19 protein-coding genes are annotated in these 24,361 nt (G+C 68.1%); 12 read left to right on the forward strand and 7 right to left on the reverse strand.

Annotation, left to right across the window (positions count from 1 at the left end; all coding sequences use genetic code 11):
• The first annotated feature begins 193 nt into the window (after window positions 1–193).
• Together VF167_10145 and VF167_10150 are read left to right on the forward strand one after the other, a co-directional pair.
• Window positions 194–2,665: a hypothetical protein gene (locus VF167_10145; GenBank protein ID HEX6925785.1), complete on the forward strand. Its 2,472-nt coding sequence runs from the start codon at window positions 194–196 to the stop codon at window positions 2,663–2,665.
• 32 nt (window positions 2,666–2,697) lie between these two features.
• Complete coding sequence (locus tag VF167_10150; GenBank protein HEX6925786.1) at window positions 2,698–3,348, forward strand: CDP-alcohol phosphatidyltransferase family protein; 651 nt, start codon at window positions 2,698–2,700, stop codon at window positions 3,346–3,348.
• A 94-nt stretch (window positions 3,349–3,442) separates the two neighbouring features.
• Here the strand turns inward: VF167_10150 and VF167_10155 are convergent, their stop codons facing one another.
• A complete protein-coding gene (locus tag VF167_10155) occupies window positions 3,443–4,042 on the reverse strand; it encodes a DUF192 domain-containing protein (GenBank protein HEX6925787.1) in 600 nt (199 codons plus the stop codon).
• A gap of 8 nt (window positions 4,043–4,050) precedes the next feature.
• Window positions 4,051–5,232: a hypothetical protein gene (locus tag VF167_10160; GenBank protein HEX6925788.1), complete on the reverse strand. Its 1,182-nt coding sequence runs from the start codon at window positions 5,230–5,232 to the stop codon at window positions 4,051–4,053.
• 206 nt (window positions 5,233–5,438) lie between these two features.
• Here VF167_10160 and VF167_10165 point away from each other — a divergent pair, with 206 nt between their 5' ends.
• Window positions 5,439–6,497 carry a sialidase family protein gene (locus VF167_10165; protein ID HEX6925789.1) on the forward strand — a complete coding sequence of 353 codons (1,059 nt, stop codon included), beginning with the start codon at window positions 5,439–5,441 and terminating at the stop codon, window positions 6,495–6,497.
• Window positions 6,498–6,558: 61 nt separating this feature from the next.
• Window positions 6,559–7,851: an MFS transporter gene (locus tag VF167_10170; protein ID HEX6925790.1), complete on the forward strand. Its 1,293-nt coding sequence runs from the start codon at window positions 6,559–6,561 to the stop codon at window positions 7,849–7,851.
• On the opposite strand, the gene VF167_10175 is transcribed toward VF167_10170, so the two are convergent.
• The 3 genes from VF167_10175 to VF167_10185 are packed head-to-tail and all read right to left on the reverse strand — an operon-like array spanning window position 7,834 to window position 12,938.
• Window positions 7,834–10,956 (reverse strand): error-prone DNA polymerase, encoded by a 3,123-nt coding sequence (locus VF167_10175; protein HEX6925791.1) that lies wholly within the window; start codon window positions 10,954–10,956, stop codon window positions 7,834–7,836. The two genes, VF167_10170 and VF167_10175, sit on opposite strands and share 18 nt — an antisense overlap.
• 43 nt (window positions 10,957–10,999) lie before the next feature.
• Window positions 11,000–12,307, reverse strand: coding sequence for a hypothetical protein (locus VF167_10180; protein HEX6925792.1), 1,308 nt, complete (start codon window positions 12,305–12,307; stop codon window positions 11,000–11,002).
• Window positions 12,249–12,938, reverse strand: coding sequence for a hypothetical protein (locus tag VF167_10185; protein HEX6925793.1), 690 nt, complete (start codon window positions 12,936–12,938; stop codon window positions 12,249–12,251). The genes VF167_10180 and VF167_10185 overlap by 59 nt, the downstream gene beginning before the upstream one ends.
• Before the next feature lie 385 nt (window positions 12,939–13,323).
• Between VF167_10185 and VF167_10190 the strand changes: the two genes are divergently transcribed.
• The 7 genes from VF167_10190 (at window position 13,324) to VF167_10220 (ending at window position 21,458) form a co-directional block, all read left to right on the forward strand.
• A complete protein-coding gene (locus VF167_10190) occupies window positions 13,324–14,376 on the forward strand; it encodes a ligase-associated DNA damage response exonuclease (GenBank protein HEX6925794.1) in 1,053 nt (350 codons plus the stop codon).
• The gene (locus VF167_10195; GenBank protein HEX6925795.1) at window positions 14,373–15,968 is read left to right on the forward strand and encodes an ATP-dependent DNA ligase; all 1,596 of its coding nucleotides are present in this window, start codon (window positions 14,373–14,375) and stop codon (window positions 15,966–15,968) included. Before VF167_10190 ends, VF167_10195 begins: the two co-directional genes overlap by 4 nt.
• Window positions 15,965–18,442, forward strand: coding sequence for a ligase-associated DNA damage response DEXH box helicase (locus tag VF167_10200; GenBank protein ID HEX6925796.1), 2,478 nt, complete (start codon window positions 15,965–15,967; stop codon window positions 18,440–18,442). The genes VF167_10195 and VF167_10200 overlap by 4 nt, the downstream gene beginning before the upstream one ends.
• The gene (gene pdeM, locus VF167_10205; GenBank protein ID HEX6925797.1) at window positions 18,439–19,104 is read left to right on the forward strand and encodes a ligase-associated DNA damage response endonuclease PdeM; all 666 of its coding nucleotides are present in this window, start codon (window positions 18,439–18,441) and stop codon (window positions 19,102–19,104) included. Before VF167_10200 ends, pdeM begins: the two co-directional genes overlap by 4 nt.
• A 900-nt stretch (window positions 19,105–20,004) precedes the next feature.
• Window positions 20,005–20,208: a hypothetical protein gene (locus VF167_10210; protein HEX6925798.1), complete on the forward strand. Its 204-nt coding sequence runs from the start codon at window positions 20,005–20,007 to the stop codon at window positions 20,206–20,208.
• A gap of 94 nt (window positions 20,209–20,302) precedes the next feature.
• Window positions 20,303–20,638, forward strand: coding sequence for a hypothetical protein (locus VF167_10215; GenBank protein ID HEX6925799.1), 336 nt, complete (start codon window positions 20,303–20,305; stop codon window positions 20,636–20,638).
• 19 nt (window positions 20,639–20,657) lie between these two features.
• Window positions 20,658–21,458, forward strand: coding sequence for a 1,4-dihydroxy-6-naphthoate synthase (locus VF167_10220; GenBank protein HEX6925800.1), 801 nt, complete (start codon window positions 20,658–20,660; stop codon window positions 21,456–21,458).
• 75 nt (window positions 21,459–21,533) lie between these two features.
• Here VF167_10220 and VF167_10225 read toward each other — a convergent pair whose 3' ends face one another.
• A complete protein-coding gene (locus tag VF167_10225; protein ID HEX6925801.1) occupies window positions 21,534–23,210 on the reverse strand; it encodes a DEAD/DEAH box helicase in 1,677 nt (558 codons plus the stop codon).
• Between the two features lie 51 nt (window positions 23,211–23,261).
• Complete coding sequence (locus tag VF167_10230) at window positions 23,262–23,804, reverse strand: hypothetical protein (protein HEX6925802.1); 543 nt, start codon at window positions 23,802–23,804, stop codon at window positions 23,262–23,264.
• Window positions 23,805–24,024: 220 nt separating this feature from the next.
• Here VF167_10230 and VF167_10235 point away from each other — a divergent pair, with 220 nt between their 5' ends.
• Complete coding sequence (locus tag VF167_10235; protein ID HEX6925803.1) at window positions 24,025–24,249, forward strand: hypothetical protein; 225 nt, start codon at window positions 24,025–24,027, stop codon at window positions 24,247–24,249.
• Window positions 24,250–24,361: the final 112 nt, after the last annotated feature.

Genomic DNA, 24,361 nt, shown 5'->3' on the forward strand with positions numbered 1-24,361 from the left:
AGGGGACAGCATCGTTCCTGAGCGTGTTCCTTTCCGAGAGGACGACGCGGCCCTGCGCCCTCTCCGCAGTGCGCCCCCCGTCGCCGACCGCTTGGGTCCCCCTCCCCCCGGACCCGGGATGTCTCCCTCCATGTGCCTCCCCTGTATGCGGGCCCGATGGGGTCGCCGGCACCCCACTCTACTCCCCGACCGAGTGGCTGCCTGCGCCGCGCTGCTTTTCTCTCTCCTCGCCCCCTCGGTCGCCCACCCACAGAAGATCACCCGCGACAACTACTACGAATCGCTCCCGCCCCCTCCCGCCATCATCGCGCAGACGGAGGCAACCCAGCGATTCCACCTCTATGGTGACTCGACTGCGCCGGACTACGTAGACCTCGCTCCTCGGGACGGCGTCGACGACCGCCGCGCCGACCGCCTGCTGGAGCTCGCCGAGCATTTCTCCCCGATCCTCCGCCGCAACACCTTCCTGGTTCCGATGGAGTTCGAAGACGTGCTCGATGAAGAGGTCGTCGTGCACGTGGACGCCTGGCGGGATTACCTGAGGGTGGACTCCGGAGCCGTCCGCCTCGGCGCACGCGCCACTCCGGGAGCCGAGGGGAGCTATATCGCAACCGAGCGACCGGTGGTGGCGATCGACGACGACCTGCTGCAGGATCTGTTGCGCTCGCACGGACCGCGGCGGGTACGTTCCAGCGTGCGCCCCCCCTCTCCCGGCGCAGACACCGTCCTGTTCATCGACGTCCCCGGCGACGACGAGCTGTCCTGGCGGCCTCATCACGGTACGCGCCTGCCCGCCCGAACGCGCATCTACGCTCACCCCTTCATCCACGAGGTGGGCGGGACCGACGGGGCGCCGCTCTACGAGTTCCTGATCCAGTTCTGGTTCTATTACCCCTTCAACGACGGCGGGAACAACCACGAAGGAGACTGGGAGCACATCACCGTCTCAGTCACCTCCAACAGCCGTTACGACCACCGGCTGGACGAGCGCGGTCTCCTCACCGAAGCAGAGGTCCGCGCCATTCTGGACCCCTTCGCCCCCATCCCACTGAATTCGCTGCGCATCCGGAACGTCGCGTACTACTTCCATAACAACGTGATGATCCTGGATTACCTGGGGATCGAGGCGGGCGAGACGATGTGGCGCAGGGCGGATCATAACGACGGCTCGATCCACATCTGGGAGGACACCCGCTACATGGACCACGCGGTGCGTCGCCGCATGACCATGGCGCAAGGCCGGCTGGCTACGCACCCCATCGGCTATATCGGAGGGAACAACAAGGGCACCGACGAGCTCCTCCAGATCTGGCCGCGCTTCCAACGCTCCTACAACCGGGACTCGCACGGCACCTACCCCTTCCCCGGCACCTGGCGCAAGGTCGGGCCGGTGGATGCGACGGAGAAGATCTTCGGCGACGTGGTGCCGAAGGTGCACCTCACCCCCTCGGGCGAGGTCGATCTCTCGCGGCCCTGGTACGAGATGATCGACGATGATCGCTACCTCATCTATCGCCGGAACGCGATCATCCTGCTGCCGGACTGGGAGCGCCTCGAGCCGCTGGTCATGAACCCCGCCGAGAAGGAGGTTCGTCGCCGCTGGGCCTGGTTCCTCCTGCCTCTCCACATGGGATTCCCGGCGGTGCCCTCTCCCGGAGCGGGCACGCTGAAGCGCGTGGACCTCGGCAACGTGGCCCCCCTGAACCCCGCCTTCAACTCCGCCTGGAATCGCCCGGGCCCGACGGCGGTTTATCCTCCCTACGAACCGACCGTCCTGCGCGTGGCCCTCGCCCCCATCTCGCCGCTGACGAGCCTGCAGAGCGGTTGGGGCGTGTTGAACGTTCCGATCGTGCTCTGGAGTCTGCTGCCCGGCGGGAGCGTCGCCGTCAGCCAGCTCCTGCCCTGGATGACGGGCGCGATGCATGTTCTCGGCTCACCCCCCGCCAAGACCTTCTACCTGGGTGAGCTCCCGGAGCGTTTCACGAGCGTGAGCGGTGGCACCTACCACCAGTTCGGCGGCGGGGACTTCGCCCGACTCCTGCCGGCCCCGGACGATCCCGGGATCCTGACCCAGCTCGGAATCGAAGCTGCGGAAGGCCTGCGCATGGTGGAGGCTCACCGCGGGCCCAACTGGGGGACACGCGCCTGGTTCAACGTCTACTTCGGACCCCGCTTTTCCATCGAGAACACCCTCGATTACGGCGTCACGGACATCTCATACCTGATCCGGAACGAGGCTGGTGCGACATACGGTCGCGTTTCAGGGCGCCTCTACATCCGGGAGGTCACCGGCGGCCTGAACTACCGCCTCACCCCTATCCGCCAGGAATGGCTGCGGATCTACGGGCGAGCGGGCTACGGTTGGACCTCTTACTCCATAAGCGGCGTGACGGTGAATGGTCAGCCGGCGGGCGCGACCCCGATCCGCGGCGGACATCTTCCCACCATCTACCCGTCCATCGCATGGTGGCCGAACACCACCTACACGGGCCTGGGGATGGAGGTCTTCACCCCGCCACGCTACTGGCTCTTCAAACGCCTCGGCGTGGGAGCCCGGGTCGAAGTGGGGGCCTCCTTCCACCGGATGGCCATCGCGGGAGACTGCAACTGCCGGGTCACGACCGAACGCGGGGACGTGGCGATGATGCTCCTTTTCGGGTGGTAAGGGGGAAATCGGATCTTCTACCGGATGGAACCGTGGCCAATCTGCTGACGGTCGGAAGAGTGCTCCTGATCTTCGCCATCATCGCCGTGTGGGCGCGAAAGGGCGAGGTCACCTGGTGGTGGCTGGATCTGCTGATGGTGCCGTTGCTGGCCTGGGCGATCTTCATGGACGCCCTCGACGGGTGGGCCGCCCGGCGATGGAAGGAGGAGAGTGAGTCGGGGGCGCTCTTCGACATTGCGGGGGACCGCATCGTGGAGCTCGCCCTCTGGACCTTCTTTGCAATCCGGCGCGACCCGAGCGGCGTGCCGTTCGTTCCGCTGTGGGTGCCGCTGGCGATGATCGTGCGAACGGTCACCACCGACTTCTTCCGCACCCTCGCCTTCCGTCACGGCCGCACGCCGTTCGGCGAACAAGGGATGCAGGACACCGCCTGGGCCAGGGAGCTCACCGCCTCGCGCTGGAGCCGGGCCGCGTACGGTGGGCTGAAGGCCGCCAGCTTCTGCGGGCTGGCCCTGCTGCTCGCCTGGCCGAGCCTCGCCACCCTCGCCGGCTGGGGCGGGCTGCTGCGCATCGCAGTGGATGCGCTGGTGGTGATCACCGTCCTTTTCTCCCTGCTGCGCGCGGTCCCCGTCCTCTGGGACGGCCGCCGCTACCTCGGGCGGCTGACGGCGAAGGGGACCTGAAGCTGGAAAACGCCTGCGGCCGGCTTGTACGGAGCGATGTGGCCTCGGCCACGACACTCCGTGGGAATGGTTGGGTGAACGGCGTGTTCCGCCGCTACGCCGAGTCCGGGGGCGCATTCTGGCGCCCGCCACCCCGTCTTAGCCGGACCAGATCGCCCACTTCGATCCCTTTCGACGCGAAGTACCCGGCGTTCACCTCGAGCGCACCATAGTAAGGCACGCCCGCCGGGTAGGTGGGGCAGCCAGCGGCGTAGGGGCTCTGGCACGGCTCCATAGAGCGGATCGCCACGATGCGACCGTCCCGATCCAGATACGCGATGTCCAGGGGGATACGGGTGCGGAACATCCAGAAGCCGTGGGTCGAGTCGTACTCTTCATAGGAGAGGAAGAACATCCCCTCGTTCTCCGGCAGTGCGGTCCGCTCCATCAGGCCGATCTGCCGCTGCTCTGGTGTCTCGGCGATTTCGACGCTGACGGCGAAGGTGTCGCTGTCGGTGTAGATGAAGACCGTCCCGGTATCGAGCGGGACGATCGGGTTCTCCCGAGAGACCGGAGGCGGTTCATCTTCCGCGCAGCCGAACAATAACAGGGAGAGTAGCGCCACGATGACCTGGCCGGCCGCGAGATCCCGGATCCGTCGCGATACGGGCTGGACCTTCGCGCCGTGAATTTCCATACCGCCCGTCGTGTTCATCTCACCCATCATTCCGGCAGCGCGGCCGGATCGCGGTAGATCCCGAGATCGGGCAGGGTGTGCAGGATCAGCCACCCTCGAACGAACGGGCTGTCGCATTCGTAGACTCCCTCGGCCGTACGGATCACGAAACCATCCTCCTCGAACTTCTCCGCTGCTTTGCGCACCGCCGGCGGCGAGGAGAGGGCGAAGCGGCGCTGAGCACCGCGGCTGGTGAGCTGTCGTTCGCCGGCAGCGATCGCTCGCAGCACGTTCTGCTGTGCGGCGGTGAGCGAATCCCAGTACAGACGCACCGGATCGTCCTCTTCCATCACCAGTTCGTGGAAGGCGGCGCGCACCACCTCTTCCATCACCTTCCCCGAGCCAACCGCCAGATCGAAGCTCTTGCGCGCGAGCTGCACGATGTCGCGCGTTCGGGGGCCAGCGAGCGCCACGATGCGGGCTCCCATTCCCTTGGCGCGCACGCCCGCCTCCCGCATACGGCGCTCGATCCATGCGGCCATGTGCTCGGGATCGATCGGACCGAAGTTCAGGCGATCGGCGAGCTGGTAGAACGCCCGGTTCTTCTCCTGCATCCGCTGGATCAGGCTGGTCCTGGATCCGGCGAAGACATAGCTCAGATGCTGGTGGTGCTGGGTGACCCCACGTAGCCGCCACTCCGCTCTCTCCCCGCCGAGCGTGTGGATTTCCTGGAATTCGTCGAGCGCGATGGCAAAGTTCTCGTCACGGTCGGCCATCATCCGCTCGAGCGCATCCAGCACCGCCGCCACCGTCTCGTACTGGTCCTCCGGAGCAGCCTCTCGCAGGCCGAGGGCGAAGCTGGCCGTTGGCTGGCCGGTGGGATCGGTGCCCAGCGTGATCTCGGGTCGGAGCAGACGGATGAAGTCCATCACCCGGTCCTGCCAGCGGCGATGGAGCTCGCGGGTGGCCGCGGAGAGGATCCGGTTCCCCAGGTCCACGGGCGTGGAGGCGGTGGAAAAGTCCGCCAGAATGCCCAGTCCCCCCGCTTCGCGATGCTCTTCCAGCGCCACCACCACGGCTGAGGTCTTGCCCATGCGACGCTCGCCCGACACGATCAGCTTTGCGCCCGGCGTCGCCATCGTCTCCCGGATCCGCGACACCTCGGCTTCACGATCAGTGAAGTACGGCGGGCGAGCCACCCCCGAGGTGCGAAACGGATTTGCTCTCATGAAGCCATATGGATTTAAACCAATTGGTTTAATCCAGAGTAGCGCATGAGAAGCGAGGACGCAAGGAGCCAAGGATTACCCGCCGTCGGCTCTCGCACTTCCTGCGCCCGGACGGTAGCTTGGCGCCGGTGCGGCTTTGCCGGCCGTCGTCGATCGCGCCTTTCCCGACCATCGCTCCAGTCGCCGCCCGCAATCTCGGAGCCCCGATGAACGCACGATCGTTGCTGAGACCTGTCGCCGCTCTCCTCCTTCTGGACGCCCCTCTCGCTGCACAGGTCGAAGTGTCCGAGTTCATCTATGAGGATCCCCCGACGCCCCAGTGTCACGCCTCGACCATCGTCGAGACACCTGAGGGGCTGGTCGCCGCCTGGTTCGGCGGCGAGCACGAGCGACATCCCAGCGTGGGGATCTGGGTAGCCCGTCACGAGAACGGGCAATGGACGCGACCCGCCGAAGTGGCCAACGGGCTCCAGCTCGACGGTACCCGCTACCCGACCTGGAACCCGGTGCTCTTTCAGCCGGAGGGTGGGCCGCTGATGCTCTTCTACAAGGTCGGGCCGAGTCCGAGTCAATGGTGGGGGATGCGCGTCGTCTCGCACGACGGCGGACGCACCTGGAGTGAGCCGGAGCGGCTGGGAGAGGGGTTGATCGGGCCGGTGAAGAACAAGCCAGTGGTGCTGCCCAACGGCGACATCCTCGCCGGTTCGAGCACCGAGCACGACGGCTGGCGGGTACACTTCGAGCGCTCGACCGACGGCGGGAAGACCTGGACCCGGACGCCGCCGGTGAACGACGGTCGCCAGATCGGCGCCATCCAGCCCAGCATCCTCTTCCACCCCGATGGACGGCTGCAGGCGATCGGCCGCACCCGCCAGGACCGGCTGTTCACCATCGAGTCCCGCGATGGCGGCCACACCTGGGGTCCGATGAGTCTGCTGGACGTCCCCAACCCGAGCGCGGGGACGGATGCGATCACCCTCACCGACGGCCGGCACCTGCTCGCCTACAACCCCACCACCTCCGCGGACGGCGACAACGACCGGAGCACGCTCAGCGTTGCCCTCTCCGAGGACGGGGTACACTGGCAGCAGGTCCTCGTGCTCGAGAACGAGCCCGGGAAGGAGTTCTCCTACCCGGCCGTGATCCAGACCTCCGACGGCCTGGTGCACATCACCTATACCTGGGATCGGAAGCGGGTGAAGCACGTGGTGCTCGATCCCGCGAAGCTGCAGGCGGCCGCGCCCGACCAGGATCGACCCCGATGAAAGGCCACCTCGACCACCTCGAGCAGCGTCATCCGGCACAGGCTGGCCGATGGGCACGCCCATGAGCACGACAGCGCGGCAGGGACGGTATCCCTGGGCCGTCGTGGGGATGCTCTGGCTGGTCTGCTTCTTCAACTACGCCGACCGCCAGGCGATCTTCTCCGTCTTTCCCCTCCTGCGGGAGGAGATGGGACTGAGCAACGTGCAGCTTGGGATCGTCGCGGGATCCTTCATGTGGGTGTACGCGGCATTCGGTCCCATCGCCGGTCTGATCGGCGACCGGTTCAACCGCAAGACGCTGATCCTGGGCGGGTTGCTGTTCTGGTCGCTGATCACGCTGGCGACAGCCCTCTCTACGGAGTACTGGCACCTGGTCCTCTTCCGCGCGCTCGAGGGGTTGGGTGAGGCGTTCTACTTCCCGGCGGCGATGTCGGTGGTGGCGGACTACCACGGTCCACGCACCCGCTCGCGGGCAATGTCGATCCACCAGTCGAGCGTCTATGCCGGCACGATTGCCGGCGGCACCTTCGCCGGTCTGATGGGCCAGATCTACGGCTGGCGATCGGGCTTCTACCTCTTCGGCACGCTGGGCGTGCTGCTGGCGATCGCGCTCGGCTTCTTCCTGCGCGAGCCGGTGCGGGGAGCGGCGGAGGAGAACCCTGAGGAAGCTTCAGCGGAAGGTCGGGCGGGGGTGGGGGAGACGCTGCGAACGATCTATTCGGCGCCCATGGTTGTGATCCTCACCCTGGTCTTCGTGGGCGCCAACTTCGTCGCGATGATCTTCCTCTCCTGGATGCCCTCGTTCCTGTTCGACCGCTTCGGGATGACCCTGGCGATGGCCGGGTTCAGCGCCACCGCCTACCTGCAGATCGCCTCGGTCCTGGGAGTGCTCTCCGGCGGGATCCTGGCCGACCGGCTCGCCCGCCGTTACCGCGGCGGACGGATGATGACCCAGGCACTGGGCCTCTTCCTGGGTATGCCCTTCATCTTCCTGAGCGGATGGACTCTGTCGGTGCCGGTGCTGATCCTGGCACTGGCCGGGTTCGGGTACTTCAAGGGGATGTACGACGCCAACATCTGGGCGTCGCTGTACGACGTGGTCCGGCCGCGCTTCCGTGCCTCCGCTCTGGGCTTGATGAACTCGATCGGATGGCTGGGCGGAGGCGTGGCGCCGGTGGCCATCGGAGCGATGTCGGAGCGCTACGGAATGGGCGGGAGTATCAGTGCCACGTCGATGATCTATCTTTCCGTCGGGCTATTGATGGTCTTCGGGATCTGGCGGTACATGCGGGGACCGAAGCCCGCCACCGCCCTGGCCGGAGCCGTCCGGCGGGACTCAGCGGAAGTCCCGTGAATGGTAGACCAGCTCCCCGGCGTGGAGCTGCCGGAAGCGAAAGCCCACCACGTTCTTGACCATCCCTTCCGACTCGAAGCGCCCTTCCACCATGAGGAAGGGGGAGTACTTCACCGTCTCCACGTTCTTCTTGTAGAGCTTGGGAGGGACGATCACGTTGATGAAGCCGAACTCATCCTCCAGCAGGAGGAAGACCGTGCCCTTGGCGGTTTCGGGGTGCTGGCGCGCCACCACCAGCCCCGCGACCAGCACGCTGCTCCCCTGCTCCCAGTCGTCGAGATCGCGCACCGAGGCCACACCGGCCGCTTTCAGGCGCTCGCGCAGGTGCTCGATGGGGTGGCCGTGGGTGCAGATCCCCGTCGCCAGGTAATCGAGAAAGACGAGCTCATCCCCCTCCAGCTCCGCGGGGTCGAAGGGAAGCCGTCGAGCGGGGGCGAGGGGGAGAACGTCTCCGCTGGCGCGGAGCGCCTCCCACGCCGCCCTGCGTCGCCCCGGCTCGAAGGCTTCGAACGCCCCGGCGCGCGCCAGGTGCAGCGCTTCCGAGCGGGTGAGCCTGGCGCGCCGGACCACGTCTTCCACCGAACGGAACGGTCCTTCCTGGCGAGCCTGCTGTAGCCGCTCACGGGTGCGCTCCCCCATCCCCCGCACGTGCCGCCAGCCGATGCGCACCGCGGGCTTGGCGGGGTCGGCCGTCTCCTCCAGCGTACAATCCCAAGCCCCCACCTTCAGGCAGGGCTGCCGCACCTCCACTCCGTGACGCCGGGCGTCGTGCACCAGGGTGGCGGGAGGATAGAACCCCATCGGCCAGGCGTTGAGCAGCCCCAGCAGGAACTCCGCGGGATAGTGCGCGTGCAGATAGGCCGTGGCGTAGGCAATGAGAGCGAAGCTCCAGGCGTGGCTCTCCGGGAAACCGTAATTGGCAAAGGTGCGGAAGTCGTTGACGATCTGCTCCGCCGTCTCCTCTTCCACCCCCCGCTCGATCATCCGTAGCCGGAGCTTCTCGAGCGCGGCCTGCAGCTTGGGGAGCTTGCGCTGGTGACCCATGGTGCGGCGCAGCTCGTCCGCCTCCGCAGCGGTGAAGCCGCCGAGCGCCATGGCAATGGCCATCGCCTGCTCCTGGAAGATGGGAATCCCCTGCGTGCGGCGCAGGATCGGCTCCAGCGCCGGGTGACGATACTCCGGCTTCTCCAGCCCGCGCCGGCGCCGGGTGTAGGGATGGACGAAGTCGGCCTGGATGGGACCGGGACGGATGAGCGCCACCTGCACGACCAGGTCGTAGAGCTTCTCCGGCTTGGTGAGGACCAGCGACTGGATCTGGGCACGGCTCTCGATCTGGAAGGTCCCGACCGTGTCCCCGCGAGCGATCATCTCGTAGGTCGCGCGGTCCTCCGCGGGGAGGGAGTACATCTCCAACCTCTTGCCGGTGCGCTGCTCGATGGCGTCGAAGGCCAGCCTTGTCGCGGTGAGCCCCCCGAGGCCCAGGAAGTCGAACTTCGGCACCCCCGCGACGTCCAGGTCGTCCTTGTCGAACTGGAGGATCGTCCGGCCCATGGTGGTGCGCTCGATGGCGAGGAATTCGCCGAGGGGTTCGGCGCCGAGCACGAAGCCCCCAGGATGGGTGGAGCGCATGCGCGGCACGCCATCCAGCGCCCGCATGGCGGCGAGCAGGGCGCGTCCGCGCGGGGTGTCGAGATTCAGTCCCTGACTTCGGGCCAGCCCGTCGACGAGCATCCGGGCTCCCTCCGAGGGTTCCACCCTGTGCATTCGCTTGGAGAGGCGGAAGGCGAGCTCGGCGGGGTAACCCAGGGCACGCATCATGTCCTGCAGGGCCCCGGGAGCGTGGAACTCCTGGGTGACGGCGGTGATGGCGGCGTGCTCCCGGGTGTAGCGTCCGTATACGTAATCCAGAACCTCCTCGCGCCGGTGCATCTCGAAGTCCACATCGATGTCGGGCGCTTCGGTGAGCCCGTCGGTCCGGGCGGGGGAGAGGAAGCGCTCGAAGAGAAGCCCATACCGCACCGGATCGACCGCGGTGATCTCCAGGCAGTAAGCGACTGCCGAGTTCGCGGCGCTCCCCCGTCCCTGGCAGAGGATGTTGTGCTCGCGGGCGAAGCGCACCGCGTCCCACATGATGAGGAAGAAGCCGCAGAAGCCGAGCTGCTCGATGACCTGGAGCTCGTGCTCGATCTGGGCGCGCTCACGCTCCCTCAGGCGGCCCCAGCGCTTCACCGCCCCGGCATAAGCGAGCTCGCGCAGATAGGCCGCTTCGCTCTGGCCCTCGGGGGTGGGGAAGGCGGGAAGTGGAGGGCGCAGCCAGCGTAGAGAAAACGAACAGGCGTCGGCAATGCGGAGGCTCTCCTCCAACCCCGCTTCCCGTCCCTTCCAGAGCAGCGCCATCTCCGCGGGGCTTTTCAGCCGCCACTCACCGTTGGGGAGGAGGAGTCCTCGCCGCAGAGCGGTCTCGTAATCGACGCCCGCGCGCAGCGCGGTGAAGAAGTCGTGCACGCGCCGGCCGTCCATGTCCAGGTAGCGAGGCTCGTTGCTCGCCACCCAGGGAACACCTGCCTTCGCCGCCAGCTCGATGAGTGCTTCGGCGAGCTCGGCCTCCTCTCCCGAGACATGGTGGAACTGGACCTCCACGGCGAGACGTTCGCCAAAGACCTCGCGCCAGTGCTCGAGCAGGAGGTGCGCTTCGAGGATCCGCCCCTCTCTGACCAGGCTGGCCAGCGGGCCGGAGGCGGGCCCGGTGAGGGCATGCAGTCCCGTGGAGCGAGCGACGAGCTGCTCGAAGGCGATTCCCGGGCGCCCACGCTCGTTTCCCAGGCGCGCAGCGGTGACCAGCCCCGAAAGGTTGCGGAAGCCCTGTGCGTCGCGAGCGAGAAAGGTGGCGGGCCGCCCATCCACCTTCAGCTCCGCGCCCACGATCGGCTTGATCCCGTGGGCCTCCCCCGCCAGGGCAAAGCGGATCACCCCGCCCAGGTCGGTCTCGTCGCAGAGGCCCAGCGCCGAATATCCGAGCTCGGCCGCCCGCTCCATGATCCGCTCCGGCGCGGCCGTGCCATCCCCGAAGGAGTAGGCGGAACGGGCTTTCAGCTCCACGAACATGGCGATCTCCTCCCGCAGAACAGCTCAGGAGGGTGGGGGGAGGTCAATCCCACCACCCGTGTAGATGCCAGCTCCCGGTGAGCCCGTCGTGGTACAACCAGAGCAGCCGTCCATCGGCGGTGACGCAGCGGAAGTACTCGCGGGCAAAGGCCTCACCCGCGTAACCGCCGGAGACCCGGTCGGGACCGGCGGCCTGGACGATCTCCACCCACTCCCTCCCCTCTCGATACTGAGTGGGGAGGTGATGGTCTCGCCGCGGTCGCGTGCGTACCTCCACTGCGCGCGGCGAAGGAAGGAGCTGCAACGCGAGCACAGGGGTCTCCGCGCTCGTCTCCTCCGCCGTCCTCATCCCGCTCGCCGCCACCTCCGCCGTCTCGCGCACCTGCCAGCGAGTGCGCGCCTCCGCCAGCGGGTGCTCGTTCCGCTCCACTTCCATGAAGTGGACCCCTAGCGTGTCCGTGAGACGCGCCACCGCCTCCTCCACCGCGCCGGCGGTGGCGAAGCCGCGGTCGAAGAGGTCCCCCTGGGTTGCCGAGATCGGCTCCTCCCCCACCGATTCCAGCAGGACCCCGGTGACGGTATCGGGGAGGGAGATGCGCTCCAGCTCGTCGCGGATGCGATCGAGCCAGGGGCCGCGCTGCGCCGTGGGGCGGGAGCAGCGTAGCTCCCGCCGCAGTACCGATCCGCTGCCGAGGAAGAGCGAGAGCCGGAGTGCGCGGGCACGCTCACCCCGCACCCGCAGCGTTTCACAGACGGCCTGGAGCAGGGCGTTGGCAGTGAAGAGGAGACGCCCGGCCTCCGTCACCTGGTAATCGAGGAACTCGATCGAGGCGTGCGGCCGCTCCGGGGGAATGGGCCGGAAGAGAAGACGCGAGTCGTCCGCCCGCGCGAGCTTCCAGAGCCGCACCCCCTCCGGACCCAAACGCACTTCCACCGCCTCGCGTGTCAGTGCCGCCAGCTCGCCGCAACGCTCCAGCCCGACCCCTTCCAGGAGCGGCAGCAGGATCGGATCGGGGCCAAGCAGATGGAGAGGGAGAGGCGCAAGGAAGCGCCGCGCCGCCCCCGCGTCGACCACGGTGAGAGAGCTCTCGCCGGTGCGGGCGGCCAGCTCAGCGGCGATCGGCACCGCGGAGATGCCGGCGTGGGCTTCGCCTCTCTCCTCCCGGTCGAGGAGGGCGAGCAGCCGGTGCGCCAGGCGAGGGGCATCCATCCCCCGGCCATCGGCCCAGATCACCCCGCGGCTCTCCTCCAGGGCCACCCGGGGCGCCTCCGTCAGCAGGGATCGGGCGATCTCAGCGAGCGGCACCTCGCCGATCGACCAGCGAGGGCTCCAGAGACAGACGTAACGCATGGGCATGAACAGGCAGGACCAGCTCCAGCTCTCGGCTCCACCCCAGGGCGGAAGCCTGGACCCGCACGGTGACGGCGGCGAGCCGCACCGGCTCGCCCAGGTGATTGCATCTCCACCGCAGCCCTCCCGGGACCAGCGTGGAATGGAAGCGGATCGCGGCCATGTGCGTCTCGCGGGAGAGCTCCACCAGCGCCGTTCCCCCCTCGCGCACGCAGCGCGTCAGACGGACCCGCGCGCTTCCCCGGCTGGTCGCCCCCGCCAGCACCACCAGGGCGAATCCGCCGGAGCGCACCAGCTCCTCTGCGCAGACCAGTGCGCTGATGGGGTTCTCCGGCCGCACCAGCACCGCGCCCGTGTGAGGGATCTCCCCCGAGACCGTTCCCAGGGCGTCGATCCAGGCGGCGCGCTCCCCTCGCTCCCGCGCCGCCGCACAGGCGCGCCGCAGCACCGCACCCGCACCCACTCCCGGCTCCCAGACACAGAGCCGCCCCCTGGGCAACCCGCCGTTCGGTAGCGCCGCATCCAGCGTCGCCAGACCGGTGGGCACCCCCGGAGTCGTCTGGTATACGGAAGGGACCGCGCTCGGGAAGCGCTGTTCGATGACCCCGCGGAGGGCGGCGACCTGCGACATCGGTGGAAGAACCTCAACCGTTGGGGACAGCGAAGGCTCCCGCGGGGGGGAGCCTCGCCCACACACATTAACCCGAATAAAAACCGAAAGCAAGCTCCGCGCCGTAGGGATGAACCGCGGAGGGCACAGAGGAAAACACGGAGGTCACAGAGGAAGGTCGGAGAATCGATTTGTTTGGCTAGAGATCCCGACCGGTCAGAGAAGACCGCACCTTACCACAGTCGGGAAACGTAAGCTCAGGTGAGAAGTAAGATTCTGGCTGGGGCTTCCTCTGTGCCTCTCTGTTTTCTCTGTGGTTGCTCTGTGGTTGCTTGGAACTCTGCGGTTGATCCCTGGGAACTCGCGCCTCCGACGTGGTTCAGCGGTTGCAAGAACTCCGAAACCCATGCTCCTCCGCGTCACCGACCAGGGCCTCTACTGCGAGGCGGGCGACTTCTACATCGATCCGTGGGAAGCGGTCGACCGGGCGGTCATCACCCACGCCCACGGGGACCACGCCCGCTGGGGCTCGCGCCTCTACCTCGCCGCGCGGGAGGGAGAGCGCGTCCTGCGCACCCGCCTGGGGGACGACGCCCCCATCCGCACCCTCCCGTACGGCGAGACGATCGAAAGGAACGGGGTGCGGATCTCCCTCCATCCCGCGGGACACATCCTCGGCTCCGCTCAGGTGCGCATCGAGTATCGCGGGGAGGTCTGGGTGGTGAGCGGTGATTACAAGACGGAGCCGGACCCGACCTGTACCCCCTTCGAGCCGATTCGCTGTCACACCTTCGTCACCGAGTCGACCTTCGGCCTCCCCATCTATCGCTGGGCTCCCCAGGCGAAGACCTTCGCCGAGATCCGCGCCTGGTGGCGCCAGAACCGCGCGGAGGGGCGCGCCTGTGTCCTGCTCGCCTACGCCCTGGGCAAAGCCCAGCGCCTCCTGGCCGGCCTCGCCGACGCGGGGATCGGCCCCATCTACACGCACGGGGCGGTCGAGCGCCTCAACCAGGCCTACCGGGAGAGCGGCATCCCCCTCCCGCACACCACGTACGCACTCCGTCGAGCGCGCGGAGAGTCCTGGGCGGGGGCGCTCATCGTCGCCCCTCCCTCCGCGCTCGGCTCTCCCTGGCTCCGGCGATTCGGCTCCCCCTCCACCGCCTTCGCCTCGGGGTGGATGCGCATCCGCGGGGCGCGTCGGCGCCGCGCCCTCGACCGCGGCTTCACCCTGTCTGACCACGTCGACTGGCCTTCGCTTTTGCGGGCGATCGAGGCCACCGGCGCGGAACGGGTCTGGGTCACCCACGGCTATCGTGAGCCGGTCGTACGCTGGCTGCGCGAGCAGGGGCTGGAGGCGGAGGCGGTCGCCAGCCGCTGGGAGGGAGAGCTGGACACCGAGTCCTCCGCCGCGCCCGGCGTGGACGACGAGGCCGAAGCGAGCGCGGAGACCGAGGAATGAAGCGCTTCGCGCGTCTCTACGCGGAGCTGGACGCCACCACGCGGACGAACGCTAAGGTGGCGTCCATGGTCGAGTACTTCTCCGAGGCCGATCCGGCGGACGCGGCGTGGGCCGTCCACTTCCTCTGCGGCAACCGCCCCAAGCGCCTCATCCCGGTGCGGCGGCTAGCGGCCTGGGCGATGGAGGCGGCAGCGATCCCTGACTGGCTCTTCGAGGAGGGCTACCACGCCGTGGGCGACCTGGCGGAGACGATCGCCCTCCTCCTCCCGGATCCCGATCCGGCGGCGGCCGTCGACCTCCCCCTGCACCACTGGGTCGAGCAGCGCCTCCTCCCGCTGGCCGGTGAGGATGAAGAGACGCAGCGGGCGGTCATCCTCGACGCGTGGAGCACGCTGGGGGCGATGGAGCGCTTCGTCTGGAACAAGCTGATCACCGGCGCGTTCCGCGTGGGAGTCTCGCAGAGCCTGGTGATCCGCGCGCTGGCCAGCGCCGGCAACGCCGACGAGCCGGCGGTGGCCCACCGCCTGATGGGCCGCTGGGAGCCGACCGCCGAGGCCTTCCGCGGCCTTCTCTCGGCCGAGGCGGGGGATACCGACCTCTCCCGCCCGTACCCCTTCTTCCTGGCCTATGCGCTGGAGGGTGAGGTGGAGGCTCTGGGCGCCGCCGCGGACTGGCAAATCGAATGGAAGTGGGATGGAATCCGCGCCCAGCTCATCCGGCGCGCCGGGAGCACCTACATCTGGTCGCGCGGGGAGGAGCTGGTCACCGATCGCTTCCCCGAACTGGCCGAGGCGGCGGCGCTCCTCCCGGAGGGCACGGTACTCGACGGAGAGATCCTGCCCTGGGCGGACGGCTCGCCGCTCCCTTTTGCCCGGCTCCAGCGCCGCATCGGGCGCAAGAAGCTGGGACCGAAGATCCTCTCCGAGATACCGGTGGTGCTGGTCGCCTATGACCTGCTGGAACAGGGCGGAATCGACCTGCGGGATCGCCCCCTGGCCGAGCGCCGCGACCGCCTCGTGCACCTGCTGAACAGCGCCGCGCTCGCTCGTCGCTTCCGGCTCTCCCCCGTGGTGGAGGCCAGCGATTGGGAGGAGGTCCGAGCGGCGTATTCACGTGCCCGCGAGCGCTCCGCCGAGGGTCTGATGCTGAAGCGACGCGACAGCGCCTACGGGGTGGGCCGTCGCCGGGGGTCCTGGTGGAAGTGGAAGGTGGAGCCCTTCACCGTAGACGCGGTCATGATCTACGCCCAGCCGGGTCACGGACGGCGCGCTTCGCTCTTCACCGACTACACCTTCGCCGTCTGGCACGAAGGGGAGCTCGTTCCCTTTGCCAAAGCCTACTCGGGCCTGACCGACGCGGAGATCCGTCGGCTGGACAGCTGGATCCGACGCCATACGGTGGAACGTTACGGACCCGTGCGCGCGGTAGTCCCCGAGCAGGTGTTCGAGCTCGCCTTCGAGGGGATCCAGCCTTCGCCGCGACATCGCTCAGGGGTGGCGGTGCGCTTCCCCCGCATCGCGCGCTGGCGCACGGACAAACCGGCCGCCGAGGCAGATACGCTGGAGACCCTGTGGGAGTTGATGGGGAGATGACGCGCTCCGATCCCATCCTTCGCACCGACCGCTGGTTCGCGTCCCTCGGCCGGCGGCCATTCGATTACCAGCGCGAAGTCTGGTCCGCCTACCGGGCGGGCGAGAGTGGCCTGGTGCACGCCGCCACGGGAACGGGGAAGACGCTGGCGGCCTGGATCGGCCCGCTGCTCGAATGGATGGAGGAGACGGCGGGAACGGCCGCCCCGCGCAGACGAGGGCGTGCCGGCGCTCCCCCGCTCCGCGTCCTGTGGATCACGCCACTCCGCGCGCTCGCCACCGATACCGCCGAAGCGCTCCAGCGGCCGCTGATCGACCTCGGGATCCCCTGGACGCTCGAGACCCGCACGGGAGACACCCCCGAGAGCGTTCGCGCGCGGCAGCGACAACGCCTGCCTACCGCTCTGGTCACCACCCCCGAGAGCCTCTCCCTTCTCCTCTCATGGGAGGACTCGGGTCTCCTCTTTCCCGAGCTGCGGCTGGTGGTGGTGGACGAATGGCACGAGCTCATGGGAACGAAGCGCGGGGTGCTGCTCGAGCTCGCCCTCGCCCGCCTGCGGGCCGTACAGCCGGAGCTGCGCACGTGGGGCCTGTCCGCCACCATCGGCAATCTGGACGAGGCGGCCGGAACGCTGCTCGGCGCGTATACCCGTCGGCCGTGGCGGATCGTCCGCGGAGTCGACCCCAAGGAGGTCGTGGTCGACAGCCTCATCCCGCCGACGATCGATCGCTTTCCCTGGGCCGGACACCTGGGAACCCAGATGCTCCCTCAGGTGCTCGAGGCGATCGAGGAGGGTGAGACCGCGATCGTCTTCACCAACACCCGCTCACAGACGGAGATCTGGTATCAGGCGATCCTCGCCGCGCGGCCGCAGTGGGCTGGCGTGATTGCGCTGCATCACGGCTCGCTGGAGCGCAAGACACGCGATTGGGTCGAGGACGGGCTGCGGCGAGGCACTCTCCGCTGCGTGGTGGCGACCTCCAGCCTCGATCTGGGCGTCGACTTCTCTCCGGTCGATCGAGTGCTCCAGATAGGGAGCCCCAAGGGGATCGCACGTCTGCTGCAGCGCGCCGGACGCAGCGGCCATCGACCGGGGGCGGTGAGTCGTGTCACCTGCGTTCCTACCATGGCGCTGGAGTTGATCGAGGTCGCCGCCGCCCGGGACGGAATCGAGTCCGGGGCCGTGGAGTCGCGGCTGCCGGTGGAACGGCCGCTGGACGTGCTGGTGCAGCACCTCGTGACGGTGGCGCTGGGCGGCGGCTTCCGGCGCGACGAGATGCTGGCCGAGGTGCGGACTACCCACGCCTACGCGGACTTGCGGGATGACGAGTGGCAGTGGGCGCTGGACTTCATCACCCGTGGGGGCGCGGCGCTGCAGGCGTACCCCGAGTACTCCCGGGTGGTGGAGCGCGACGGACGTTTCGTGGTGGAGGACCGGCAGGTGGCGCGACGGCACCGGATGGCGATCGGGACCATCGTCGCGGATGCGCACATCACGGTGCAGTACCTCAAAGGACCGCGTCTGGGCACGGTGGAAGAGTCCTTCATCGCGCGCCTCAAGCCGGGTGACCGCTTCATCTTCTCCGGCAAGGCGCTGGAGTTCGTGCGGGTGCGAGACATGAAGGCCTGGGTGCGGCGAGCACCCAGCAGCAAAGGAGCCATTCCGCGGTGGATGGGAAGCCGACTTCCCCTCTCCGCCGACCTTGCGGCCCTCCTCCGCGAGCGACTGGAGGAAGCGGCGCGGGGCATCTATCGCGGTGCCGAGATGGAGGCGATTCGGCCGCTACTCGAGATCCAGGGGCGGTGGTCCCGCATCCCGCGCGCCGACCAGTTCCTGATCGAGCGGGTGCGCTCGCGGGAGGGGCATCACCTCTACTTCTTCCCCGTCGAGGGCCGCCTGGTGCACGAAGGAATGGCGGCCCTCTTCGCCTACCGGATCTCGCGGCTGAAGCCGATCACCTTCACGCTGGCCGCCAACGACTGGGGCTTCGAGCTTCTCTCACCCGAACCGGCACCACTGGGGGAAGCGCTGGAGAAGGGTCTGCTGAGTCCCCACAACCTGTTCGAAGACGTGCCCGCCTCCCTCAACGCCACGGAGATGGCCAGACGGCAGTTCCGGGAGATCGCCCGGGTGGCCGGGCTCGTCTTCGCCGGCTATCCCGGAGCGCCCAAGAGCGCGCGGCAGCTCCAGGCCTCCAGCGGTCTCTTCTTCGACGTCTTCCAGCGCTACGACCCCGAGAATCTGTTGCTGTCCCAGGCGCACCGAGAGGTACTGGAGCGTCAGCTCGAGAGCAGTCGGCTGGGCCGCGCCCTGGAGCGGCTTTCCCACGCCGAGGTGATCGTGACCGAGCCGCGACGCACGCCCCCGCTGGCCTTTCCCCTCCTGGTCGACCGCACCCGGGAACGGGTTTCCTCCGAATCGCTCGGCGATCGCATCCGGCGGATGCAGCTGGCCCTGGAGCGGGAGGCGGGATGACGCGCGACCGTGTCGCTCGCCTCGAGCTCGCGGGCGAGGTGCTGTGGCTGCTCCCCGAGCGAGTGGCTTACTGGGAGCGGCGCCGGACCCTGCTGCTCGCCGATGCCCACTGGGGGAAGGCCGCGGCATTTCGCGCCGGGGGGATCCCGGTGCCGGGCGGAACCACCGGTGAGGGTCTGCGACGACTGACCGGGGCGGTCGGGGAGAGCGGCGCGACGCGCATTCTCTTTCTCGGTGACTTCCTGCACGCGCGAAGCGGTCGGGCCCCGGCCACGCTCGCGACGCTGCAGCGCTGGCGCGAACGGCACCCGGAGCTCGAGCTGATCCTGATCCGGGGAAACCACGACCGCGCCGCGGGGGACCCGCCCCCGGAGCTGGGCATCGAGTGTGTGAACGAGCCGGTGGAGGAGGGGCCGTTCCTGCTCGCCCATCATCCTGCAGCGGGAGACGGGCTCTACGGGCTCGCGGGGCACGTGCACCCCGTGGTCCGCCTGATCGGGCCCGCCCGCCAGCGTCAGCGACTCACCTGCTTCTGGTTCGGCCCGCATGGCGGAATCCTCCCCGCCTTCGGCGACTTCACCGGCGGCGGAGACATCCGCCCCGCGCCCGGCGACCGCGTCTTTGTTGTTGCAGGCGGGAAAGTGGTGGAGGTCTCGGGATGAATTACGAATTACGAATTACTGTGCCCTGGCCCCCGACCCCCCCTCCTGAGCGGCGAAGGACTTCGCTGAATACCAGCGCCTGCGAGGGATGCTTCGTTTCGCCCAGGATGGCAACACACGCGTAATTCGTAATTCGTAATTCATCCCGGCCTCCCGAACAGATCACGAACCCGTTGACTCCCCGAAATCCCGTATTAGAGTGGGGTTCAGATGGTCGCGCGAGCCTTCGGGCGCGGGTGGCCATCGAAGGCTCGAGAGCGGGACGCCGTTCTCGGGTGGCTCGCAAGGGAGTTCGGCCCGAGCGAGACGGCTACGAGGTCGCTGGCCGTAGCCGATGCCCCCAGAAGCTTCGGGGCGAACCGACCGGGGTTTCCCGGAAGGGTGAAAGGACCAAGCGGATCCGAGTCCCCGCACGCGGGAGACGCCGAACCGATTCGAAGAGCTCACCGCTGGGTGAGTTCGACGAGAGGATCCCCAAGTTCCGCCAGCGAATGAAGCCCCCGGATATCGCGTGTGATGTCCGGGGGCTTCATCCTGTCTGCGGTCGAGGCAAGCGATTTCGCCAGCGTCGCCCGCCCACCTCGGAAGGTATTCCGCCAACCGTCTCGGGAGACTCCCCCGAGGGTCCGAAAATTGCGATTTCCTGTCGCCCCACCCCTCGTTTGGAGTCACTTCAGACCCCCCTCCGACATCCCCTTCGGACCTCCCTCTTCGGATCGATTCTAGCCCTCGGACGTAAGTCACGAGACGGTAACGGCTTGCGCGTAAGCTATTGCCAATAAAGCACTTAACTTGGGGTTGACACCCTGGGAGGTGGGTTCTATACTGGTCCACCCCGGCACGGAATGCCGCCTATCGAAGCCAGGTATCCTATCCCGCCCCCTGCTCCCGAGGCTCGCTGTGAAAAGACCGGAATCGCTGCACGCTCGGCGCGTCGATGTATCCCTCACGCTGAAGGACCTCCCCTTCACCCTGGCGGAGGAAATCGAGGAGGTCCAGCGCAGTCGGCCGGATCTCATGGAGCGCATCGTGATGTACGGGATGACCCGTTCGGCAATTTTCGAAACGCTCCTGGAAGAGCTCTCGCCGGCAGCCCCGCGGTGATGGCGTCGTTGACCCACCCTTTTTTTCTTCGTACAATACTACTGTTTCCTGCGGGGCCTTCGGGCCCCGCCGCGCTTCCCCGAACGGGTGAGCGATGTCCCCACCGGACGCGGCGCACGGCTCGCTCTGGGTTCGTTACGTCGACTGGTGCTCGGCGCAGGTCGCCCGGCGCCTGCTAGAGCTGTCTCCCGAAGAGCTCTGGCAGCGGGCGGACCGGCTCGCACAGGACGAGTTCGGGGCGGGGCCACTTTCCAGGGCGATCGTACCGCTCGCGCGACAGCTCGCCGTGGAGCTCTACGAGGAGCTGGACCTGCCCCCGTACCCCCGATGGTCAGAGGAATATCGCCAGGACCCGGCGCGATTCGATCCCGACATCCTCGGCTTCCAGGCTCCGGCGGCCGCCTTTCTCAGCGGCGACGAGCCGGACTGAGCCGTTCGTTCGATAGGTTGTGAACGAGCTCACTCTGGGGTTTTCCCCCTGCCCCAACGACACTTTCATCTTCCACGCTCTGGTCACGGGGCTCGTGCCCCTCGAAGGGATTCCGCTCCGGCCGCGGCTCGAGGACGTGGAGACGCTCAACCGCCTGGCGGTAGAGGAGCGGCTCGACGTCACCAAGGTCTCCTACGGGGCTCTTCCGTACCTGCAAGGGCGCTACACGCTGCTGCGCAGCGGGGGGGCGCTGGGGCGTGGGTGCGGACCGCTCCTGGTCGCCCGCGAGCGGTTGACGCGGGAGGATCTCACCAGCGCGACCATTGCCGTCCCCGGGCGCATGACCACCGCCAACCTCCTGCTTCGACTTTTCGGCCCGGAGTTCCCGGAAGGCCGGGAGATGGTGTACAGCGAGATCATGCCCGCCGTGGAGCGCGGCGAGGTGGACGCCGGGCTGATCATCCACGAATCACGCTTCACCTATCCACGGTACGGACTGGTGAAGGTGGTCGACCTGGGGGAGTGGTGGGAGGAGGCGACCGGCGCTCCCATTCCGCTGGGCGGCATCGTCGCGCGCACGGCGCTCGGCGAGGAGACCATTCACCAGCTGGAGAGCGCAATCCGCGCTTCGGTGGAGTACGCCTTCCGAAATCCGCAGGCCTCCGAGGAGTACGTGGCGCTCCACGCCCAGGAGATGGAGCCTGCGGTGATGCGCCAGCACATCGACCTCTACGTCAACGACTTCTCCGTCGACCTGGCCGAGGAGGGCGAGCGCGCCGTGAACGAGCTCCTCCGCCGGTCTCTTCCGGTGGGCGCCTGAGAGCGACGGCGATACCGGCGGAGTCGACTGGCGATTCGGGCGGAGTAGCGATGAGGCCCCCCACTAGCGGACCCGCTAGTCGCGCGCACGGCGTACGCCGACCCGCCTGCCCTTGAGCGAGGCCCGGGAGAGCGCCTGGATCACGCGGTCCACGTAGCTCTCGGAGACCTCCACCAGCGAGAACTGGTCGGCGATCTCGATCGCGCCGATGGCAGAGGCCGGGATGCGCGCTTCGTTGACGATCGCACCGACGAGGTCACCCGGCCTGAGGCCACGCCGTCGGCCCATTCCGACGAAGAGGCGACCGCTGGCCTCGCCGGTCCGGGAGCGCCCGCTCGGCGCCTCGGCACGATCCCGGCGCTTGCGCGGCCCGCATCCTTCGTCGCGGATGCGCTCTTCCACCGGCTCCCAATGCGGTAGATCCCCCTGCTCCTCGAGCGCGGACTCTCCGCGAGTGGCCTCGAGCGCCAGCCTGGCGGCCGCGGCAGCGATATCCAACGGATCGAACTGGTCCGCAAGCGACTCCACCACCACGCGGTAGCGGTCGAAATCGCCCTCCACCAGCGTCTCCCGTAGGTCCGCGCGCAGCAACTCCAGCCGCCGCGCCTTCAGGTCCGCCACGGTGGGAATGCGTTCGGGCTGGATCCGCTGGCGCACCACCCGCTCGATCGACTTCAGCAGCCGATGCTCTCGCGGCTGTACGAGGGTGATTGCCACGCCGCTTCGCCCCGCCCGGCCGGTCCGACCGATCCGGTGCACATAGGCTTCCGGCGACTGGGGGATGTCGTAGTTCACCACGTGCGTGACGTGCTCCACGTCCAGACCCCGGGCGGCAACGTCGGTGGCGATCAGCAGGTCGGCGACCCCCTCGCGGAAGCGACCCATCACCCGATCCCGCTGTCCCTGGTTGAGACCACCGTGTAGCGCTTCGGGACGATACCCTCGCAACGCGAGCGCCTCGGTGAGCTCATCCACCTCGGTTCGGGTGCGGCAGAAGACGATGGCGGAGCCTGGGGCCTCCAGGTCCAGGATACGCGCCAGAGCTTCGAGTTTGTGGGCCCGCGGCACGACGTAAGCCACCTGCCGCACCTGCGGCGTGTCGAGCCGTGGCGGTCGCACCGCGACGCGCACGGGATCGGACAGGTGGCGCTCTGCCAGCTCGCGGATGCGCGGCGGGAAAGTGGCGGAGAATAAGGCGGTCTGCCGCTCGGGCGGCGTCTCGGCGAGAATGGCTTCGATCTCCTCGATGAAGCCCATATCCAGCATCTCGTCGGCCTCGTCGAGAACCGCATACCACACGCGCGAGAGATCCAGGCTCCGGCGCCGGATATGGTCGAGCACGCGGCCCGGTGTACCCACGACCACCTGCACCCCGCGCTTCAGCGCGTTGAGCTGTCGCTCGATCGACTGGCCGCCGTAGATGGGGAGGACGCTGACGTTTCGCGACCGACCGTAGCTGTGGATCGCCTCCGCCACCTGAACCGCGAGCTCCCGTGTAGGCGCCAGGATCAGTGCCTGGACACCCTCTGCTCCCGGGTCGATCCGTTCCAGCATGGGGAGGGCGAACGCGGCGGTCTTCCCGGTTCCCGTGGCCGCGCTGCCGATCACGTCGCGGCCCGCCAGAAGCGGCGGTATTGCGGCCACCTGAATGGGGGTCGGCTCCTCGTAACCCAGCGCATCGAGCGCCTGGCGGAGACCGTCTCCGAGCCCCAGCTCCGCGAAACCTTGCGCTCGCTCCTCTAATTCCGTCATTCCTCTGCCAACGCCCGGGGGTACATAGTCGTAATTCTCTGCATCGGCCGTTCAGTACCCCACATGTCCGACATCGGGCTCGGCGGCGAACTGCCGGAATGCTTCGTCGATATCGTGGTAGCGTTCCAGGAAGGAGCGGAGGCGCCGGAAAGACATGTGGAGGGTGCGCTCCCGCAGCAGATGGTCCGGCGGACTCGGGGGGAACATCCAGGGCGGAAGGTAGGGATCGGAGGAGGGCTCGGTGCTCTCGTTGCTCACCCCCTCCGTTGGGGGTACGATGCCGAGGCCGGACTTCACCAGCTCCAGCGCGAGACCGGGATCGAGCCCCTCCTCGCGCGCGATGTCGTAGAGGAGCTCGACCAGGTCGCGAGGCATCCCCGCCTCCCCCCCGTCCTCGAGAATCTCGCTGCGGCGGCGCTCCAGGTCAGTCGCGTCGACCCCCTCCTCTACCTGCTCCAGGAGGGCGGCGGCGCTGCCGAAGTAGCTGTCGTCGGCCCGGCGGCGGCGACGACGTTCGCGGTACGCCTGCAGCACGTGGCGAGCGCTCTCCTCGCAGCGCACCGCTTCTTCGCTGGGCTTGCCGAAGTCTTCCACCGCTCCTCCTTTTCTGCGCCGGCGGCTGCCTGCCGGCGGCGCAAGGGGCGGACCACTGGTCGGTGGGCACGGCGTCTGCACCGGGCCTGACCGGACCCTCACCGGGGCTTGATCCTTGCAAACCCGCTCCTGTAAAGGATAGATGCGCTCTGGCGCGACCTCGGAGGCCGCATAATCTTCGACCGGGTCGCCAACCCGCATTGATCACCAGGAGGGAGTGGTGGCGGAACTAAGGGTAGAGCGGAAACGTCCCAACGTCTGGCGCTGGATCGTTCTTCTGTTACTCATAGCGCTGCTGGTCTGGGCCATCGTCGAGCTCTTCGGGGGCGAGGACTCCTCGGTGATCGAGAGCAACCCGGTGGGCGCTCGGTCCACGCCGGGCGTGGTCGCCCCGGACTCCTCGCCGTGGGAGTTCGGGCCTGCGGGCGAGACGGCTTTCGCCTGAGAGAGCGGCCGGCCCCCCGCGGTGTGGTCCCACCATTCCCGACGAAATGCCCCCCGTTCCGGCCCCTCCGGCCGGTCGGGGGTTTCGTATCCACTGTGGGCTCCAGAGGAGA

Source organism: Longimicrobiaceae bacterium (assembly GCA_036375715.1).
Lineage (GTDB): Bacteria > Gemmatimonadota > Gemmatimonadetes > Longimicrobiales > Longimicrobiaceae > DASVBS01.

What these genes read in the sequence shown, in the direction of transcription:
- VF167_10180 (HEX6925792.1), bottom strand. Translation starts at nt 12,307, where the DNA reads ATGCGTTACGTCTGTCTCTGGAGCCCTCGCTGGTCGATCGGCGAGGTG.
- VF167_10170 (HEX6925790.1), top strand. Translation starts at nt 6,559, where the DNA reads ATGAGCACGACAGCGCGGCAGGGACGGTATCCCTGGGCCGTCGTGGGG.
- VF167_10155 (HEX6925787.1), bottom strand. Translation starts at nt 4,042, where the DNA reads ATGAACACGACGGGCGGTATGGAAATTCACGGCGCGAAGGTCCAGCCC.
- pdeM (HEX6925797.1), top strand. Translation starts at nt 18,439, where the DNA reads ATGACGCGCGACCGTGTCGCTCGCCTCGAGCTCGCGGGCGAGGTGCTG.
- VF167_10225 (HEX6925801.1), bottom strand. Translation starts at nt 23,210, where the DNA reads ATGACGGAATTAGAGGAGCGAGCGCAAGGTTTCGCGGAGCTGGGGCTC.
- VF167_10185 (HEX6925793.1), bottom strand. Translation starts at nt 12,938, where the DNA reads ATGTCGCAGGTCGCCGCCCTCCGCGGGGTCATCGAACAGCGCTTCCCG.
- VF167_10215 (HEX6925799.1), top strand. Translation starts at nt 20,303, where the DNA reads ATGTCCCCACCGGACGCGGCGCACGGCTCGCTCTGGGTTCGTTACGTC.
- VF167_10195 (HEX6925795.1), top strand. Translation starts at nt 14,373, where the DNA reads ATGAAGCGCTTCGCGCGTCTCTACGCGGAGCTGGACGCCACCACGCGG.
- VF167_10200 (HEX6925796.1), top strand. Translation starts at nt 15,965, where the DNA reads ATGACGCGCTCCGATCCCATCCTTCGCACCGACCGCTGGTTCGCGTCC.
- VF167_10190 (HEX6925794.1), top strand. Translation starts at nt 13,324, where the DNA reads ATGCTCCTCCGCGTCACCGACCAGGGCCTCTACTGCGAGGCGGGCGAC.
- VF167_10175 (HEX6925791.1), bottom strand. Translation starts at nt 10,956, where the DNA reads ATGTTCGTGGAGCTGAAAGCCCGTTCCGCCTACTCCTTCGGGGATGGC.
- VF167_10160 (HEX6925788.1), bottom strand. Translation starts at nt 5,232, where the DNA reads ATGAGAGCAAATCCGTTTCGCACCTCGGGGGTGGCTCGCCCGCCGTAC.
- VF167_10165 (HEX6925789.1), top strand. Translation starts at nt 5,439, where the DNA reads ATGAACGCACGATCGTTGCTGAGACCTGTCGCCGCTCTCCTCCTTCTG.